10 protein-coding genes are annotated in these 17,903 nt (G+C 66.0%); 4 read left to right on the top strand and 6 right to left on the bottom strand.

Features of this window, described 5'->3' with window-relative positions:
- Positions 1–8 precede the first annotated feature (8 nt).
- On the bottom strand, positions 9–2,423 hold the full coding sequence (locus AXW84_RS12995) for a TonB-dependent receptor domain-containing protein (RefSeq protein ID WP_082773875.1): 2,415 nt from the start codon (positions 2,421–2,423) through the stop codon (positions 9–11).
- 104 nt (positions 2,424–2,527) lie between these two features.
- Positions 2,528–2,959 carry a hypothetical protein gene (locus AXW84_RS12990; protein WP_068233844.1) on the bottom strand — a complete coding sequence of 144 codons (432 nt, stop codon included), beginning with the start codon at positions 2,957–2,959 and terminating at the stop codon, positions 2,528–2,530.
- 254 nt (positions 2,960–3,213) lie between these two features.
- Between AXW84_RS12990 and AXW84_RS12985 the strand changes: the two genes are divergently transcribed.
- Positions 3,214–4,035, top strand: a complete 822-nt coding sequence (locus AXW84_RS12985; RefSeq protein ID WP_068233841.1) for a phosphatase PAP2 family protein — start codon at positions 3,214–3,216, stop codon at positions 4,033–4,035.
- Positions 4,036–4,265: 230 nt separating this feature from the next.
- Here AXW84_RS12985 and AXW84_RS12980 read toward each other — a convergent pair whose 3' ends face one another.
- The 4 genes from AXW84_RS12980 to AXW84_RS12965 all read right to left on the bottom strand — a co-directional run bounded on the left by AXW84_RS12980 (position 4,266) and on the right by AXW84_RS12965 (position 12,705).
- Positions 4,266–6,044 carry an ABC transporter ATP-binding protein gene (locus AXW84_RS12980; RefSeq protein ID WP_068233838.1) on the bottom strand — a complete coding sequence of 593 codons (1,779 nt, stop codon included), beginning with the start codon at positions 6,042–6,044 and terminating at the stop codon, positions 4,266–4,268.
- 258 nt (positions 6,045–6,302) lie between these two features.
- On the bottom strand, positions 6,303–7,838 hold the full coding sequence (locus AXW84_RS12975; protein ID WP_082773874.1) for a TolC family protein: 1,536 nt from the start codon (positions 7,836–7,838) through the stop codon (positions 6,303–6,305).
- Between the two features lie 245 nt (positions 7,839–8,083).
- Positions 8,084–9,289 carry an efflux RND transporter periplasmic adaptor subunit gene (locus AXW84_RS12970; protein WP_068233832.1) on the bottom strand — a complete coding sequence of 402 codons (1,206 nt, stop codon included), beginning with the start codon at positions 9,287–9,289 and terminating at the stop codon, positions 8,084–8,086.
- A gap of 47 nt (positions 9,290–9,336) precedes the next feature.
- On the bottom strand, positions 9,337–12,705 hold the full coding sequence (locus AXW84_RS12965) for an efflux RND transporter permease subunit (protein WP_068233829.1): 3,369 nt from the start codon (positions 12,703–12,705) through the stop codon (positions 9,337–9,339).
- Between the two features lie 435 nt (positions 12,706–13,140).
- Here AXW84_RS12965 and AXW84_RS12960 point away from each other — a divergent pair, with 435 nt between their 5' ends.
- From AXW84_RS12960 to AXW84_RS12950, 3 genes are all read left to right on the top strand, one after another.
- The gene (locus AXW84_RS12960) at positions 13,141–13,512 is read left to right on the top strand and encodes a hypothetical protein (protein WP_068233826.1); all 372 of its coding nucleotides are present in this window, start codon (positions 13,141–13,143) and stop codon (positions 13,510–13,512) included.
- Between the two features lie 112 nt (positions 13,513–13,624).
- On the top strand, positions 13,625–15,979 hold the full coding sequence (locus AXW84_RS12955) for a TonB-dependent receptor (RefSeq protein ID WP_068233822.1): 2,355 nt from the start codon (positions 13,625–13,627) through the stop codon (positions 15,977–15,979).
- Between the two features lie 92 nt (positions 15,980–16,071).
- On the top strand, positions 16,072–17,715 hold the full coding sequence (locus AXW84_RS12950; RefSeq protein ID WP_068233813.1) for a PepSY domain-containing protein: 1,644 nt from the start codon (positions 16,072–16,074) through the stop codon (positions 17,713–17,715).
- Positions 17,716–17,903 lie beyond the last annotated feature (188 nt).

The raw sequence follows: 17,903 nt of genomic DNA, 5'->3' as shown, positions 1-17,903 counted from the left end.
GATAACTCTTACTCGAAGCCGCCGCCGTTGTCCTCGGCCGCAGCCTTCTTCTGGCGGGCGGTTTGGTTTTGCCCGAAGCGGTAGGCAAAGCCCAGGAAGGCGATGCGCGACTCGCGCTTGAAGTGGCTGGCGGTGGAGAAGTCGGCCCCGTAGGCGGTGTAGTCGAAGTGCAGCGTGTTGAATACATCGGCCACGCGCAGCGTGACGGTGCCCCGGTCGCCGAGCACGGCATACTTGGCCGCCACGTCGACGTTGAAGTTGGCGCTGCGCGTGCCCTGGGCCGAATTGATGGGCGAGCGGTAGTTGAGCGCCAGCTGGGCGTCGAGTTTTTTGCTGAGCGCGAAGGTGTTGTTCAGGCGGGCCGTGTACACTTGGCTGGCCGTGTTGATGGGCGTACTGGCCACGCCGCCCCGGATGAGGCGGCGAAACGTGGAAGCCGTCACGTTCATTTTCCAGAAGGCCGTGAGCGGGCTTGCGGCCACTACCTCTAGCCCGTAGGAGGTTTCCTTCCCCAGGTTCAGGCGGGTGGTGCTCGTGACGACGTTGCCCGTCAGCGGGTCCGTTATCACCTGGCGGAAGCCCTGGGCCGTGTTGGTTTCGAGGCGGTAGAAGGCCGTGCTGCTCAGGCTGCGCCCCCCGGCGAAGGTGCGCTCGTAGCCCAGCTCCACCGAGTGCACGTATTCGGGCAGCAGCTGCGGGTTACCAGTCTGCAGGTTCAGCGGGTCGGAGCGGTCGGTGAAGGGGTTCAGCTCGCCCGCATCGGGCCGGCCGATGCGCTTGGTGTAGCCCAGGCGCACCTGCTGGTCGTGGGGTAGCTCGTAGGTCAGCGCCGCGCTCGGAAACAGGCTGAGGTAGCGCTGGCTAAACGGGGGGTTGCTGCCCGCCAGCTGGGTGCCGTTCAGGTTGGTTTGCTCGGCCCGCAAACCCACTTGGTAGCTAAGTTTCTGGAGGGCCCCGGCGTAGATGCCGTACGCCGCCTGCACGTACTGCTGGTAAATAAACTGGTTCGACGGGTCGAAATTCAACGCCGGCGTACTGGCAAACGTGTAGCGCAAATCGTACTGCCGCAGGCTGCTGCGGGCCCCCAGCTCGAAGCGGCTTTTCTCGCCCAGCGGGTGCACGTAATCAACCTGGGCCGTGCCCTGGGCGGTGTGGTTGGTGGTGCGCTGCTGCTGGGCCACTTGGCTGTTGTCGAGGTACACGATGCCAGAGGCGACGCTATTATCCCCCAGCAGGGGCGTGTATACCGCGCTGGCCGTCAGCTCGCGGCCCGGGTGTTGGGCCCAGGTGTGGCGGTAGTCGAGCGTCACGTCGGCCGCGCGGAAGGTGCCGGTGGTGGCGTTGTTCCGGCGGTTGGTGCCCGCCAGCACGGGCTGGTCGCCCGCCGTCTGGTTCACCTGCCGCGAGTCCAGCGTTTCGTCGGCCGAAGTGGGGTTGAAGCGCGGCTGCACGGCCAGCGTGATGGACTGCTCGGGCGTGAAGTCGTAGTCGAAGCCCAGGCGGGCGGCGTGTGAGGTTTGCAGCGTGACGCCCTGGCGGTCTTGGTGCAAGAGCAACGTGCCGGTGCCGCCCGCCGTGGTTTGGTCGAGGGTGCCGTTGGTGCGGCGGCGGTCGCGGCGGTAGTCGTACTGCCCAAATACGTTGAGCTTGCCCCTGCGGTAGTTGAGGCCCAGGGAGGCGTTGGCCTTGTCGCCGGTGCCACCGGTGGCGCTCACCTGGCCGTTCAGGCCGTCGCGGCGCTCCTTTTTGAGGATGATGTTCAGGATGCCGCCCGCCCCGCTGGCGTCGTAGCGCGCCGAGGGGTTGGTGATGACCTCCACGCTCTGGATGCTGCTGGCCGGAATCTGGTCCAGGGTGGTGCCGGTGGGCTTGCCGTCGATGAAAATCGTGACCCCGCCCGAGCCCCGGATGCTCACCGCCCCGGTCTGGTCCACGGTCACGGAGGGCACGTTTTGCAGCACGTCGATGGCCGTGCCCCCGGTCACGGTCAGGTCTTTGGTCACGTCCACCACTTTTTTGTCGAGCCCGCCGCTTAGCACGGGGCGCTCGGCCGTAACCACCACGTCCGTGAGCTGGGTAGCGGCCGGGCGCAGGTGCAGCGTGCCCATTACCAAGGCCGGGCTGCTGGCCGTGAGGCTGATGGCCCGCCGCCCGGTGCGGTAGCCCACGGCCGTAGCCCGCAGTATGTAGGGCCCCAGCGGCAGCTTGCCCAGCTCAAACACACCCGCGTCGTCGGCCTGGGCCCCGGCCACAAAAGTCGAGTCGGGGCTGTGCAGCAACACCACGCTGGCAAACGACACGGGCTTGTTGGTGCCCACTTCCTGCAACGTGCCGCGCACCACGCCTCCCTGGGCCCAGGCCGTGCCCGCCGTGCCCCACACAATCCCCAGCAGTACCAGCAGCCGCAATTTCAACGTTCTCATTCTTCTTAAGTGACCAAGCCCCGTTGGCCAGAACGGTAAAAAAATGCCCCTCGGCCGCGTGGCCGAGAGGCGCAAGTTCTTTATTACAACAAAATTAGCAGGCGCTATTTGGGGGCTACCCGGCCGTTGGCCGTGAAGAGCACATCGTGCTTTTTGCCCCCTTTCGCCACTTCTGCTTCGTACACCATTGTGCCGTCGGCCCGGACGATGGCAGCCGCCTCAGTGACTTTGTACGCTTTGTAGTCGCGGGCCAGCGTGGCGCGCACAGCGGCCGGCAATTCGCCGATGCTCATGTCCGTTTCGGTTTCCTGCAACGCCCCACCCGGCGCGATAACAGCCGACATCGTCTTGTTGTTCAGCGTAAAGCCTGCCTCAAAAGCATTGCCTTCCTTTTCCCAGGTATTGCGTTGTACCGTCGGAAACTTGGCTTTGAACGTGGCTTTGGCGGCGGCGGGCACTTGGGCCGCCGGCACTGCCTGGGCCTGGGCCGCGCCGGTAAGCAGCAGCGCGGCGGCGGATAAAAGCAAGATTTTCATAGATTCGGGGATTAGGGATGAATTGATTTCTGCTCAAACCTACTGGCTGATTCTGGCGCTAATCTGGAGGTGCCGCGCCAGGGCAAAAAAATGGATTAAATACTTGAAAAATACGTATAGCATCAACTTTTGTCACTTCTCCGGCGGCTGCCGATACGCAGATTCTCGCCAGAATCAGCCCCTATATTTGCCACTGTTCTGCCTCCTGGCCGGGCCACGGGCCAGGAGTTCACGTTTGCTTCGATCCCTTTTGTATGCGGTATTCTTTACTTTACCGGCTGAAAATCTGGCTGCTGATTGTTGGCTTGGCCACCCCAGCGCTGGCCCAGGTGCCTGCACAGGCGCCCGCCCCGGCGGCCGACACGACCCACAAATACGAAAACACGGTTGGGGCCCCCACGGCGGCTAAAAGACCGTTTTTTAAGAGCAAGGGCTTTCGGGCAGCCATTGTGCCAGCGGTGCTCATCGGCTACGGAGCGTACACTTTCAACGGAGGCGGTTTTTATACCAACCAGGACGCGAACCGCGACATCCACCGCCTCTTTCCCACCTACCGCACGCACCTCGACAACTACCTGCAATTTGTGCCCTACTTGGAAGTGGGGGCCGTAGTGCTCGCCGGGGTCGAGTCGCGCAACGACCGGGTAAACCTGGGGTTGGTCGTTCTCAAAAGCGAATTGATCATGCTCTCCAGCGTGTACATTGTCAAGACTTTGAGCCACGAAGAACGGCCCGATGGCTCCGACAACCTCTCGTTTCCGTCGGGGCACACGGCGCAGGCGTTTTTGGCGGCCAGCATCGTGCACACCGAGTTTCGGGACAAAAGCCAGTGGTACGGCGTTGGCGCCTACGCGGTGGCCACGGGCGTCGGGGTGCTGCGGATGGTCAATACCAAGCACTGGCAGAGCGACGTAATAGCCGGGGCGGGTTTCGGTATTCTATCGGCACACGTGGCCTACCTCACGCACCGCAACCGCTGGGGCCGCAAGCCGCTGGACCGGACCTCCGCGTGGCAGGTGACGCCGCTCTACTACGGCGGGGCCACGGGCCTGACGCTGAGCTGGCACCCGCGCTAGCTGCGAACTGGTCGGTGTACCTAACGTTTTACAAATACAAGAAAAAGTGGATTTGGCGGTCATGCTGAGCGCAGCCGAAGCATCTCTACCGCAGCACTAAAATTGATTAGTTACGCGGTAGAGGTGCTTCGGCTGCGCTCAGCATGACCGTCTATTTTATGGCTTTTTAATTTATGTGCGGGGCCAGCCGGCACCACCAAGCACGGCCAGGGGCCCAGCTGGCTCCGCGCCTAGGCCTTGGCCAGCACGGGGGCCCGTTCGCCGATTTGCTGGCGCCACATGGCGTAGTACAGGCCTTTGCTGGCCAGTAGCTCGTCGTGGCGGCCAGCTTCGGCCACTTGGCCGCGCTCGAGCACGAAGATGCGGTCGGCGTGCAAAATGGTGCTGAGGCGGTGGGCGATGAGGATGGTGATGTGCTGGCGTGAGCCCGATAGCTCGCGCACCGTGCGCCCGATTTCTTCCTCCGTGAGCGAGTCGAGGGCCGAGGTGGCCTCGTCGAACACGAGCAGGGTGGGGCGGCGCAGCAGGGCCCTGGCAATGCTCAGGCGCTGCTTTTCGCCACCCGACACCTTCACGCCGCCCTCGCCGAGCACCGTGTCGAGGCCCTGGGGGGCCCGGGCCAGCAGCGTGTCGGCGGCCGCTTCGTGCAGGGCCCGCAGGCATTCGTCGTCGGTGGCGTGGGGGGCCACGAAGCGCAGGTTCTCGCGGATGGTGCCGGCGAAGAGCTGCGTGTCTTGCGTCACGAAGCCGATTTGCTCGCGCAGCGCGTCCAGGTCCACCCGGTCGCTGGGCACGCCGTTGTAGAGGATGCGGCCGGCCAGCGGCGGGTACAGCCCCACCAGCAGCTTCACGAGCGTGGTTTTGCCCGAGCCCGAGGGCCCCACGAAGGCAACGGTTTCGCCCAGCTTGGCGCCGAAGGAAATGCCATCCAAGGCCGGCACGTCGGCGCTCAAGTGCTTGAAGCGCACGTCTTCAAAAGCCAGCGTTTCAATCTTGTTGATTTCGACCGGGTGCTCTGGCTTCACGTCGCGCGGCGTGTCGAGGATCTTCTGGAAATTAGCTAACGAAGCCTCCGATTCGCGGTAATTGCCGATGATGGTGCCAAATTCCTGCAACGGCCCGAAGATGGAGAACGAGTAGATAAAGAACGAGAAGAACTCGCCCAGGCTGATGTGGTTCTGCACCCGCAAGTACAAGAGCAATAGGATGATAACGTTACGCAGCAAATTCACGAACGTGCCCTGCACGAAGCTCAGCGAACGCAGGTAGCGCACCTTGCGCAGCTCCAGCTTCAGAATTTTGCCGGTGATGCCGTTGAGGCGGTCGGTTTCCTGCTGGGCCAGCCCCAAGCTTTTTATCAGCTCAATGTTGCGCAGGCTCTCGGTGGTGGCGCCAGCCAGCGAAGTGGTTTCGGCCACAATGGTCTTCTGGATGACCTTGATGCGCTTGCTGAGGGCAAAGCTCAGAATACCCAGCAGCGGAATGGTGAGGAAGTAGCCCAGCGCAATGGGCCAGTACACGCTAATGGCGTACCACATCACGAAAATGATGCCCACGAGCGCCGTAAATAGCACGTTGACAAAGCTTTGGATCAGCTTCTCCACGTCGAGGCGCACCTTCTGGAGCTTGCCCAGCGTCTCGCCCGAACGCTGGTCCTCAAACACCTGGTAGGGCAGATCGAGCGAGTGCCGCAGGCCGTCGGAATACATGGTCGCCCCCAGCCGCTGCGTGATAACGTTGACGTAGTAATCCTGAAAATTCTTGGCAATGCGCGACACCATTGCCACGCCCAACATCATGGCCAGCAGCGGAATAGCTTCTCGGAAAAACGGCGCAAACGGCACGCTGCGCATCCCGCTCATGTCGGGGTAGCGCGCCGTAAACTGGTCCACTAGCTTACGAAAAATGTAAGGGTCGAGCAGCGAGAAAACCTGGTTGACGGCGGCCAGCACCAAGGCCAGGGCCAACAGGCCCCAATAGCGCCGGAGGTAACTAAAAAGTAATTGCATAGACTGAAAAGCACTGGGCCTGGGGCCCAGCGAGAAAGCGCGAAATTAAGCCCTATAACCGGCGCCCGGCGGCGGAGGTTCAGGCCACCAATGGGGTTGGCCAGCGCAGGACGATAAGTGCCAACAGCAAAATTAACAGCATAATGGCCGGCACGCCGCTCGCCCGCCGGGCGTTTCGGTGGCGTACATCACCACGACCCCGCCACAATAATGACGTGGCCGGCAGCCGCGGCTGGGGCTCCGCCGTTTGGCCCGGGGCTACTGCCAACTGCCGCCCAGGGCCCGCACCAGGGCCACGGCGGCCTGGAGCTGGGTGGTTTGGGTTTGCGCCACGAGGCGGGCGGTGGTGAGCGTTTGGTTGTCGGCCACCACCACGGCGAAGTAGTCGCTGAGGCCGCTGAGGTAGCGCTCCAACGTGAGGCTGCCGGCCAGGCGGGCGGCCGCCAGGGCCCGCTGCTGGGCCGCCAGCTGCGCCTGGCCGGCCCGCACGTTGGCCAGGGCGGTTTCGACCTCCTCGTAGGCGGTGAGCGCGGTGCCCTGGTACGCCGCGGCCAGCTCGCGGCCTTGGGCGCGAGCCAGTTGCTCGGCCCCGCGCAGGCGGCCGCCGTCGAAGAGCGGGACGTTGAAGCCCCCGCCCACGTAGTACGTCAGGCCGTTGCCCACCTTGGGCAGCTCGGCGAGGCGGGCGCTTTGCGGGCCAATGAAGCCGTTGAGCAGCAGCGTGGGCAGGCGGTTGAGGCGGGCCTGGTCGGCCCGCAGGCCGGCGGCGGCCAGCAGGCGCTCCTGGTAGCGCACGTCGGGCCGGCGCAGCAGCAGGCTGGCCGGCAGCGTGGCCGGAATGCTGGGCAGCGGCACCAGCAGCGGCGGCAGGCCCGACTGGGCCGCCCCCGGCCGGCTGCCGCGCCGCGGCGGCAGGCCGCGGTAGCTCACCGAGTCGGGGGTCAGCGAGAGCAGCGCGAAGCTGCTGGCCGGCCGCCCGGTGAGGGTGGCCAGCAAGGCCACCAGCCCGGCCCGCTGCCGGCGCAGCTCCACGGCGCTGCCCTCCACGGTGGCCAACTGGGCCTGGGCGTAGCGCACCCCGATTTCGTTGTCCACCCCGGCCCGAAAGCGGGCGTTGGTCAACTGCACGTTGTAGCGGTAGGCCTGGCGGGCGCTGTCGAGCACCAGCAGCTCGGCATCGAGGCCGCGGATGTTGAAGTAGTAGGTCGCCGCGTCGGCCGACGTACTCAGCCGCACCGTTTGCTCGTCGGCCTCGCTGGCCTGCTCGGTGGCCAGGGCCGCCTGGGCCCCGCGCTTCAGGCGGCCCCACAAATCGACTTCGTAGCTGACGTTCAGGGGCACGTAAAACTGGTTTTGCTGCACCGCCACGGCCGGAATCACGCTCGACTGCACCGGCCGCAGCGCCGAGAGCTGGGTGGTGTAGAGCGAGGGGGCCAGCGCCACCACCGGCACCCGCTGGGCGTTGGCCACGCGCAGTTGCGCCCGCGCCTGGTCGATGCGGGCCACGGCCGCCCGCGTGGCGAAGTTCAGGGCCGACACCTGGCCTTCGAGCCGGGTGAGCGAACTGTCGTTGAACACCGCCCACCACGCGGGCAGGCGCGGCACTTGCGGCAGTTCGCGCCCGGCATCGGCCCGCAGCGGCGCGGGCACCTCGGCCCGGGCCCGCCCCCGCAAATCGACGGGCTCCGCGTTCTTGAACGCCGCGGGCACGGCCACGGCGGGCGGCTCGTACCGGTAGTGGCTCGCGGCGCAGCCACTTAGCAGCAAGCTCAGGAAGGCAAGAGAGATACGCATTCGGGAAGGAAGATTTGGTGTTCGGTTGCTATTGAGGCAGTTTAGGAATTCGCCAGGCGGCCATGCCGAGCTTGTCGGCGCCACTCTCCCGCCTCGCTGAACGATTGGGCCAGTCGGCGGGAGAGCGGCTCCGACAAGCTCGGCATGACGTTCTGAAAAATTTTGACGAACTTCTAAACAGCTTCATCGGCCAGTGCTTGGGAGCATTGACTGCCAACAACCGAGCACCGAGCACCGACGAAAGGCTACTTCGCAATCGGCGACGACACCCGGGGTGCGTCGGGGTCGTTGGGGCGGGGCTTGGCCGGCGGGGGCCCGGCGGGGGCGGGCGTTTTAGGGGCGGCCCTGGCGCTCACGGCCAGGCCTTCGGTGAGGTTTTCGGTGGGGTTGAGGACCAGCAGCTCGCCGCCCTTCAGGCCCTGGGTCACCTCGAGGTTCGTGCCAAAGTCGCGGCCCAGCACCAGGTTCTGAAAGTGAATCTTGCCGTCGCGCACCATTGCCACCTTCGAGTCGATGCCCGGCACCAGGGCGTTGGCCGAAATAATGATGCTGGGCGTGGTCTGGGGCAGGTAAAAGCGCACCTGGCCGTAGATGCCGGGCCGCAGCCGCCGGGGCCCCCGGTTCACCACCAGCACTTCGGTGCGCAGCGTGCGGGTCTGGGGGTCCAGGGCTTCGGCGTCGCGGGCCACCCGGCCTTCGAAGGGCTGGGTCGGAAACTCGGGCACGAGCACGTCGGCCTTCAGCCCGCGCTTGATGCCGGTCACGAAGTTCTGGGGGATGTCCACGAAGGCCCGCAGCGTGTCGGTCTGCTCCACCTTGAAGAGCTGCGTGCCGGTGGCGTTGCCGCCGGTCACGAGGTTGCCCACGTCCACGGTGCGCTGCGTCACGGTGCCGGTGAAGGGCGCGAGCACCCGCCGGAAGCTGCGCTGGGCCTGCAACTGCCGCACGGCGGCCTGCTGCACGGCAAACTGGGCCCGGCCGGCGTCCACTTCCTGCCGCGACACGGCCCCGGGCAGCGTCACGCTTTCGAGGCGGTTGAACGAGCTGCGGGCCAGCGCCAGGCTGGCCTGCGCCTGCGCCAACTGCTGGTCCAGCTCGGGCGTGGTGATGGTGGCCAGCACCTGGCCCCGGCGCACATGCTGGCCGATGTCGCCGGTCCAGCTCTGCACGAAGCCGTTCACGCGGGCAAACACGTAGGTTTCGTGGTTCGAGCGCACGTCGGCGGGCAGCGTGACGGTCGTCACGGCGGGGGCCGGCTTGGCGGGCAGCACCGTCACCACGGGCTTGGCGCGGGCCGTTGCCTGCTCTTCCGCGTCGAGGGCCTGGTTGTGCTGGAGCCGGGGCAGCAGGCCTATGGCAAACAGGGCCCCGAACACGGCGAGCAGCACGAGGATGACCAGCCAGAAGCGGCCGGTGCCGGAAGCGGCGGGGGCAGTGGAATCGGTTGACATTTACAAAGGGGGATAACGGACAAGGGCAACGACAAAGGCCGAAACGCCTACGCCAGCTGGGGCTCCGGCGTAGTTTCCGGCTCCGGCCGGGCCGCCGGTGCCGGCTCTTCCTTCTTCTTCAAATAAGAAAACATGATGGGCACGAAAAACAGGGTGGTGCCGGTGGCCAGCAGCAGGCCGCCAATCACGGCGCGGCCGAGCGGGGCGTTTTGCTCGCCGCCCTCGCCGAGGCCCAGCGACATGGGCAGCAGGCCGATGATCATGGCCAGGGCCGTCATTAGCACCGGGCGCAGGCGGGTGAAGCCGGCGTCCAGGGCCGCGTCGCGGGGGCTGAGGTCGGGCTCTTCCCCGCGGCGCTCGTTGGCGAACGTCACCAGCAGGATGGAGTTGGCCGTGGCCACCCCGATGCACATAATCGCGCCCATCAGGGCCGGCACGCTCAGCGTGGTCTGGGTCACGAACAGCATCCACAGGATGCCCGCCAGGGCCCCGGGCAGGGCCGTGATGATGATCAGCGGGTCGAGCCAGCTCTGGAAGTTCACGGCCATCAGCAGGTACACCAGCACGATAGCCCCGGCCAGGCCCAGCCCCAGGCCAATGAACGAAGTGCGCATCGACTCCACTTGCCCGCGCATGACGATGGTGGTGCCCTTGGGCAGGTGCTTCTCGGCGTCGGCGATGAGGCGGCGCAGGTCCGTGCTCACGCCGCCCAGGTCGCGCCCGCTCACGCTGGCGTAGACGTCCACGGTGCGCTGGATGTTGTAGTCCGAGGCCACGGCCGTCGTCAGGGTGCGGTTCACCTGGGTGAAGTTGGTGAGCAGCTGGGGGCTGAGCTGGCCGGGGCCGGTGACGGTGATGGCCCCAATCTGGTTGAGGTTGGCCAAGCTGCTGGGCGGCGTTTGCACGGCCACGGGGTAGTCCACGCCGTTCTGCGGGTTCAGCCAGCGGTTGGGGCTGGTCTGGGTGCTGCTGCTCAGGTTCACGAGCACGTTGTTGGCAATGTCGCGCTGGGTGAGGCCCGCCTGCTGGGCCCGCAGCCGGTCCACGTTGAGCTGCAGGCGGGGCAGGTCGAACACCTGGTACACAAAGGCGTCGACCACGCCCGGCACGCCCGAGATTTTGCGCTTCAGCGCGGCGGCAATTTTCTGGTTGGCCGCCACGTTGCGGCCCGTCACTTGGATGTCGATGGGAGCCGGCAGGCCAAAGTTCAGGGTCTGGTTCACGATGTCGGCCGGCTGGAAGAAGATGGTCAGGTCGGGGTACTGCCGGTGAATCTGCCGGCGGATTTCCTCGATGTACCGGCCCGTGGGGCCGTGCTCGGCCTTCATGCTCACCAGAATCTCGCCGTCGCTGGCCCCAATGGTGGGGTTGTCGCTCAGGATCAGGTTGATGGCCACCTCGGGCAGGCCGATGTTGTCGAGCACCAGGTCCAGCTCCTTCGCCGGAATGACTTGCCGGATGACGGTTTCCACCTGCCGGAAGCGGCTTTCCGTGTCCTCGATGCGGGTGCCGGAGGGCACCCGGATGTGCAGGCGCAGCTGGCCGGCGTCCACGGTCGGGAAGAAGTTCTGGCCAATCAGCGGAAACAGCCCCAGCGAGCCCACAAACAGCACCGCGAAGGCCGCAATCACCAGCGGGCGGTGGTCCAGGGCCCAGTCCAGGGCCCCCCGGTAGCCGTGGCGGAACTTTTCAAAGCCGTGCTCGAAGCCGGTGTGCAGGCGCCACACCCAGGTTTTGGTGATGGCCTCGCCGGCCCGGCGCTCGCCGTCGGTGATGCCCGGCTCGGCTTCTTCTTCGGGGGTGCCGCTGGGGTGCGCCCGCTCGAACTGCTCGCGGCGCAGGCGGGCGAGGTCGCGCTCGGCTTGGCTCACGGCGCGGCCGTTGCGGAAGGCGGCGCTCGGCACCTGCTCCTCCTCCTGGGCGTGATAGATGGGCAGCTCCTTGCGCAGCAGGTACATCACCATCGTCGGCACCAGTGTCCGGCTGAGCAGGTACGAGGCCAGCATGGCAAAAATCACGGCCGTGGCCAGCGGCGCGAAGATGGCCGAGGCCACCCCGCCCAGGAAAAACACCGGCACGAACACGATGCAAATCGAGAGCGTGGCCACCAGCGCGGGCGTGGCAATCTGCTGGGCCCCGTCCAGGATGCTGCGCTTGAGGGGCTTTTTCTGGCCCATGTTGCGGTGGATGTTCTCAATTTCCACCGTGGCGTCGTCCACCAGGATGCCCACGGCCAGCGAGAGGCCGCCGAGCGTCATGATGTTGAGCGTCTGGCCCAGGATGTTCATCACCACGATGCTGACCAGGATGGAGAGCGGGATGCTGGTGGCGATGATGAGCGTGGAGCGCCACGAGCCCAGGAACAACAGAATCATGAGGGCCGTGAGGCCCGCCGCGATGCTGGCCTCAATCAGTACGCCCTTGATGCTGGCCCGCACGAAAAAAGACTGGTCGAACAGCAGCTTGATGTTGAGGCCGGCCGGGGCGTTGGCCTGGATGTTGGGCAGCACCTGCTTGATTTTGTCGATGACGGCCAGCGTGGAGGCCGCCCCGCTCTTGAGGATGGGGATGATGGCCGTGCGGCGGCCGTTCTGGCGCACGATGTTGGCCTGCACCGCCGAGCCCTGGTGCACGAAGGCCACGTCGCGCACGTAAATCGTCACGCCGTTGATCGTTTTGATGGGCAGGTCGTTGAGCGTGGCCACCGCCTCCGGGCTGGAGTTCATCTTCACGTCGTACTCGCGGGGACCGATTTTGGCCGTGCCGGCCGGAATGATGAGGTTCTGGGCGGTGAGGGTGGCCACCACGTCGTCGGCGCTGAGGCCCTTGCCGGCCAGCTTCTGCGGGTCGAGGTCCACCATTATCTGCTTGGGCTTGCCCCCGTTGGGCAGCAGCACCGAGGCCCCCTGCACCACCGCCAGCCCCGGCCGGATGAAGGCATTGGCCGCGTCGAAGAGGTCCGACTCGCCGAGGGTTTCCGAGCTGAGCGAGGTTTGGGCAATCGGCACGTTGGAAGCCGAGTAGCGGATGATGAGCGGCGGCGTGATGCCCGGCGGCAGCACCCGCAGGATGGTCTGGCAGACGGCCGTAATCTGGGCCACGCCGGCGTCGGGGCTGGTGCCGGGCTGGAAAAACACCTTTATCAGCCCGATGCCCTTGAGGCTCTGGCTCTCCTGGTGCTCCACGTCGCTGACGGTGGTGGTGATGGAGCGCTCTACGGGCGTCACGATGCGCTGGTTCATCTCCTCCGGGGCGATGCCCGAGTACGTCCAGACGATGCCCACCACCGGAATCGGGATGTCGGGGAAGATGTCCACCGCCATGCGCTGGATGGTCAGCACCCCCATTATCAGAATCAGCAGCGCCATGACCACGAACGTGTAAGGGCGCGCCAGCGCCAGCCTGACTATCCACATAATATCAAGATTAAGAAGCTGTTTGAAGTAATTAAGATGCTTCGGCTGCGCGGACGCCAGATGAGCATGACCGCTTTATTAACATCAAACAGCTTCTAAATGCCTCGTCATAAAAAACGTCCCCGCCACCAGCGCATTTCAACCGCACCTTGCGGCAAAAGGTTGCGCCCAACGACGGCCGTCATTGGAGGAAGTTGCGCGCCCGGGACGAGTTTAGGCCCCGGGCCGCGGAGGAAAAACGCCACCGATGAAGAAGAAGTGACCTGCTTCATCCGGCATTCATTGCGCAAGGGTCGATTTTATTTTGTCTGCGGCGGGACTTTTAGCAACATCTTTTAATCGGCATTGGCCGGGGCGGTGGGCCCGGGTAAGGGCCGCCCGGCTTTGGCCGGGGCCGCCCTATCTTTGCCGCAGGTCCCGCCCGCTCCTCGCCGCATGAAGTCCTGTTTCGCCTATTTGCTCGTGGCCCTGGTGCTGCTGCAAACCTTCAGCCGGGAGCTGCTGGTGGTGGACTTCGCGCTGAACCAGGCCACCATCACGGCGCGCTTCTGCGTGAACAAGGCCCGGCCCCAGCTGCACTGCGACGGCAAGTGCTACTTCGCTAAGCAGCTCAAAAAGCAGCAGGAGCGGGAGAGCAACGCCCCCAGCCCCCTGAAAGAGCGGCTGGAGATGCTGCCCGTGGCCCTCGGCAGTTGGGAGGCCCGGCCCGCCCAACCGGGGGCCCCGGCTACCATGCGCTACGCGGCCCTGGTGGCCGGGCGCTACGCCGCGCCGCTGGGCACGGTTTTTCACCCGCCGTTAGGCTAAAAATAACCACCGTGTGGGGAGTTGCCGGCCGGAGGGCCCGGGAAGTGCATGCGCATTCCTGGGGCCCCCGCCTTGCCCCCTTTGGGTTTGTTTTTAGCTTGACTGACAAGGGATGAAATCTATTTTTATGGCGGCTGGCCTGAGCTTGGCCAGCCTGGTTAACGCCTACGCCCAGCAGCCGAACGCGCTGCGCGGCACTATTCTCGACGCCCAGACGCAGCAGCCGCTGCCGGGCGTCAGCGTCGGGGTGCCGGGCACCGGCCTGGGCACCACCACCGACGCCGCCGGGCACTTTGCCCTGCCCAATGCACCCGCCACGCGCGAGGTAACCGTCTCGTTCATTGGCTACAACGCCCAGAACCTGCGCGTGCCCGCCGACGGCCGGGCCCTGACCGTACGCCTCGAAGCGGCCCCCGTGACCCTGCAAGGCGTGGTGGTATCGGCCAGCCGCGAGCAGGAAAAGCGCACCGAGGCCCCGGTGGCCATCAGCACGGTGTCGCCGCAGCTCATGGCCGACACCAAGGCCACCGCGCCCTACCAGCTGCTCAACAAAGTGGCGGGCGTGTACATGGTCGATTTGGGCAGCGAGCAGCACATGATGGCCATCCGCCAGCCCATTACCACCAACGCCGTGTACCTCTACCTGGAGGACGGCCTGCCCATCCGGCCCATCGGCATCTTCAACCACAACGCGCTCTACGAAATCAACCAGAACGGGGTGCGCAGCATCGAAGTGGTGAAGGGCCCGGCTTCGTCGCTCTATGGCTCCAACGCCATCGGCGGGGCCGTTAATTTCCTGACGCGGCAGCCCACACCCTTGCCCACGGCGGGCGTGTCGGTGCAGGGCGACGGCTTCGGCTACCGCCGGCTCGATGCCAGCGCCAGCGGCACGGTGGGCAAGCTGGGCGTGTTTGTGGGCGGCTACGCGGCCCGGCAGCGCGGCGGCTGGCAGGATTATACCGACTTCAGCAAGGAGTCGTGGACGGCGCGGGCCGACTACGCGTTGACGGCCAAAACGCGCCTCATCGGCGCGGGCACCTACAACTACCTCAGCACCCAAACGCCCGGCAGCCTCGACAGCGCCCACTTCTACAGCCGCCGCTACCAGAGCAACAACCGCTTCACCAACCGCGTGGTGACGGCCGTGCGCAGCAGCCTGCGCCTGGAGCACGACTGGAGCGCGGCCCAGCAAACGGCCTTCACGGGCTTTTACCGCTCCAACTCGACCGGCCAGCTGCCGAGCTACTACATCGGCGACGTGTACGACAAGGCCACTGGCGCGTACCAAAGCTCGAACGGGCAGGTGAACAACCAGTCGTTCCGCAGCTACGGGGCCCTGGCCCAGCACCGCGCCGACCTGGACTTTCTGCACGCGCGCCTCATCGTGGGCGGGTACTTCGACTACAGCCCGAGCACGTACTTCGCCCGCTACCTCGACATTCAGAAGGACCAAACCAACAACTTCTACACCGGCTTCACCGACACCGGCCGCTACCTCGACAACTACCGGATTGACCTCTACAACGAGGCCGCCTACGCCCAGTACGAAGTGCCGGCCACCGAGGCGCTGCGCATTGTGGGGGGCCTGCGCTACGACCGGGTGCAGTACAAGTTCACTAACGACCTGAGCGGCAGCCAGACCACCAAAAAGGCCGCCCAGGACAACGTGTACAACCTGGTGGCCCCCAAGCTGGGGCTGACCTACGCGCTGGGCCCCAACCGGGGCCTGTACGCCAACTTCAGCACCGGCTTCGAGCCGCCCGAAACCGGCAGCCTCTACAGCTCGCGGCAAAAGGCCGAGCTGACGCAGGCCAACTTCAACAACTACGAGGCCGGGGGCTGGGTGGCCCTGCTCGACCGCAAGGTGTACCTCGACCTGAGCCTGTACCAGATGGACGGCCGCAATGAGATAATCAGCGTGGGCCTGAACGACAACACCAACAACACCCAGTACGTGAACGCGGGCGCGACCCGCCACCGCGGCGTGGAGTACGCGCTGACGTACGCGCCGGTATCGGAAGTGAATTTCCGCCTCAGCGGCACCAACGCCCGGCACACGTTTCTGGCGTACAGCGAGTTTGCCCAGGGTAGGGATAAAGACTACTCGGGCAACCGCATGAGCAATGCCCCCGACTGGATTGCGAACGGCGAGGTGTTCTACAAGCCGCGCTTCGTGCCCGGGGCCCGCCTGGGCCTGGAGTGGCAGCACATCGGCTCCTACTTCACCAACACCGCCAACACGAAAGCCTACGCGGGCTACGACCTGTTCAACCTGCGCCTGGGCTACCGCCTGCCGCAAACGGCCCTGCGCGGCCTCGAAGTATGGGCCAACGTGGTGAACCTCAGCAATCAGCTGTACGCGGTGAACGCCACCACCACCCAGTACGGCACCACCTACTCGGCCGCCGCGCCGCGCACCGTCACGCTGGGCGCGGGCTACACCTTTGCCGCGAAGGCCCGGGAGTAGGCGGTCGAGGGGCTAAGGCGAAAGGCCAGCACATAAAAAAACCAAAAAGGCCGTCGTGCTGACCGGTTATAATGTCTCAATTTCAGACTCATATGCAATCCAACCTCACTTCCCCCGGGGCCCCCGCGGCCACCCCGGCGCGGGCCGCCTCGCCGGTGCGGCGCTTCGTGGGCCGCAACGTGTACCGCTGGCACCGGGTGCTGGGCCTGGTCACCGTGGTACCCGTTATCATGTGGACGCTCAGTGGGCTTTCGCACCCGCTGATGTCCAACTGGTTGCGGCCCACCATTGCCCACGAAACCGTGCCCGCGCCGCCGCTGCCCACCGCTGCGTTGGCGGTACCCGTGGCGCAGGTGCTGGCCCAATACCACTTGGCCGCTGTGCGCAATCTGCGCGTGGTGCAGTACCGCCACCGGCCGTATTACCAGCTCACCGATGGCCTCGGGCGGCCCCGCTACTTCGCCGCCGCCACCGGCCAGGAGCTGCCCGGCGGCGACTTGGCTTACGCCGAGGACGTGGCCCGCTACCTGCTGGCCGACTCGACCAGCGCCGTGGCCCGCGCCGAGCGCCTGACCCACTACACCGGCGACTACAAGTTCATCAACCGCCTGCTGCCGGTCTGGAAAATTACCTTCGCCCGGCCCGACGGCATGGCTGTATTCGTCGAAACCGGGCAGAGCCGGATGGGCACGTTCAACAACCACGCCCGGGCCACCTTCCTGTGGGTATTTGGGATGCTGCACAACTGGGATTTCCTCGATGCGCTGCCCCGGCCGCTGCACCTGGGTATCATGCTGGTGTTCACCACCGTTATCTGGCTGTCGGCGCTGAGCGGGCTGGTTATCTACGGCTTCGTGCGGAAGAAATTGCGGCAGCCCCGCTCGGCCCAGGACGCCACTGGCTGGCTGCGCCGGCGGCACCGCACGGTGGGCCTGTGGGTGGCGTTCGTCTCGTTCACCTTCGCCCTCAGCGCCTCGTACCACCTGTGGCAAAAATTCACGCCCGACCAGCGCGACGACGTGGCCCGCGTCAACTCCTTCGCGGCGGCGGAGCTGACCTGGCCGCTGGCCGGGGCCCTGGCCGGCCCGGCCGGGGCCGCGCCGGTGGTGCAGGTGTCGCTGGCCCGCGTGGGCGGCCGGCCCTGCTACCGCCTCGTGCGCCGGGCCCCCGCCGGGCCCCTCGCCGTGGAGTACCGGAGCACCTACGACGGCCAGCCCCTGCCCGATGGCGAGTTTCGCTACGCCCGCGAGCTGGGCCAGGAGTTCCTGGAGAAGCTGAGCAATCCCGCCGCCCTGGCCGCCAGCGCCGCCAGCGCCGCCAGCGCCCCCCTGGCCGACTGCTGCGTGGCCCCCGCCCTCGCCGCCGAGACCCCGGCCGCCGTCGGCACGCCTGCTGCGGGGCCCGCCCCGGCCCCGGCCAACCTGCTCAGCCCTGAATTGGTAACCAAATTCGCCGGCGAGTACGGCTTCGTGAACAAGCGCCTGCCGGTGGTGAAGCTGGCCTTCGCCGGCCCTGGCCACCCGGCCCTGTACGTGGAGCCCGCCACCGGCCGCCTCGCCGCCCTGGTGCGCGACGGCGACCGGCGCGAGGGCCTGTCGTTCGCCGTGCTCCACAAGTTTTTTCTGATGGACTGGGCCGGCAAAAACGTGCGCGACCTCGTGGCCATGCTCTCGGCCCTGGGGGTGCTGAGCGTGACGCTGTACGGCTTCGCGCTGCTGCTGCGCACGCGGCGCTAGCTTGGCCGCCGCTGGGGGCCGGGCTAGCGCCGTGACTGGGGCCCCCGGCCGGGACCGCCCGATAATATCCGGCCGCGGCCGGCGTTGGTGGGCCGGGCCCACCGGGCACTTTGCCGCCCCGGCGTTAGTTGGAGCCAAACGACTGGTTATGCCTAATTTCAGGCCGTTTTAACTCATTCACTGCCCGC

The organism is Hymenobacter sp. PAMC 26628 (assembly GCF_001562275.1).
GTDB lineage: Bacteria > Bacteroidota > Bacteroidia > Cytophagales > Hymenobacteraceae > Hymenobacter.
This window is presented reverse-complemented; position numbering and strand designations above follow the sequence as displayed.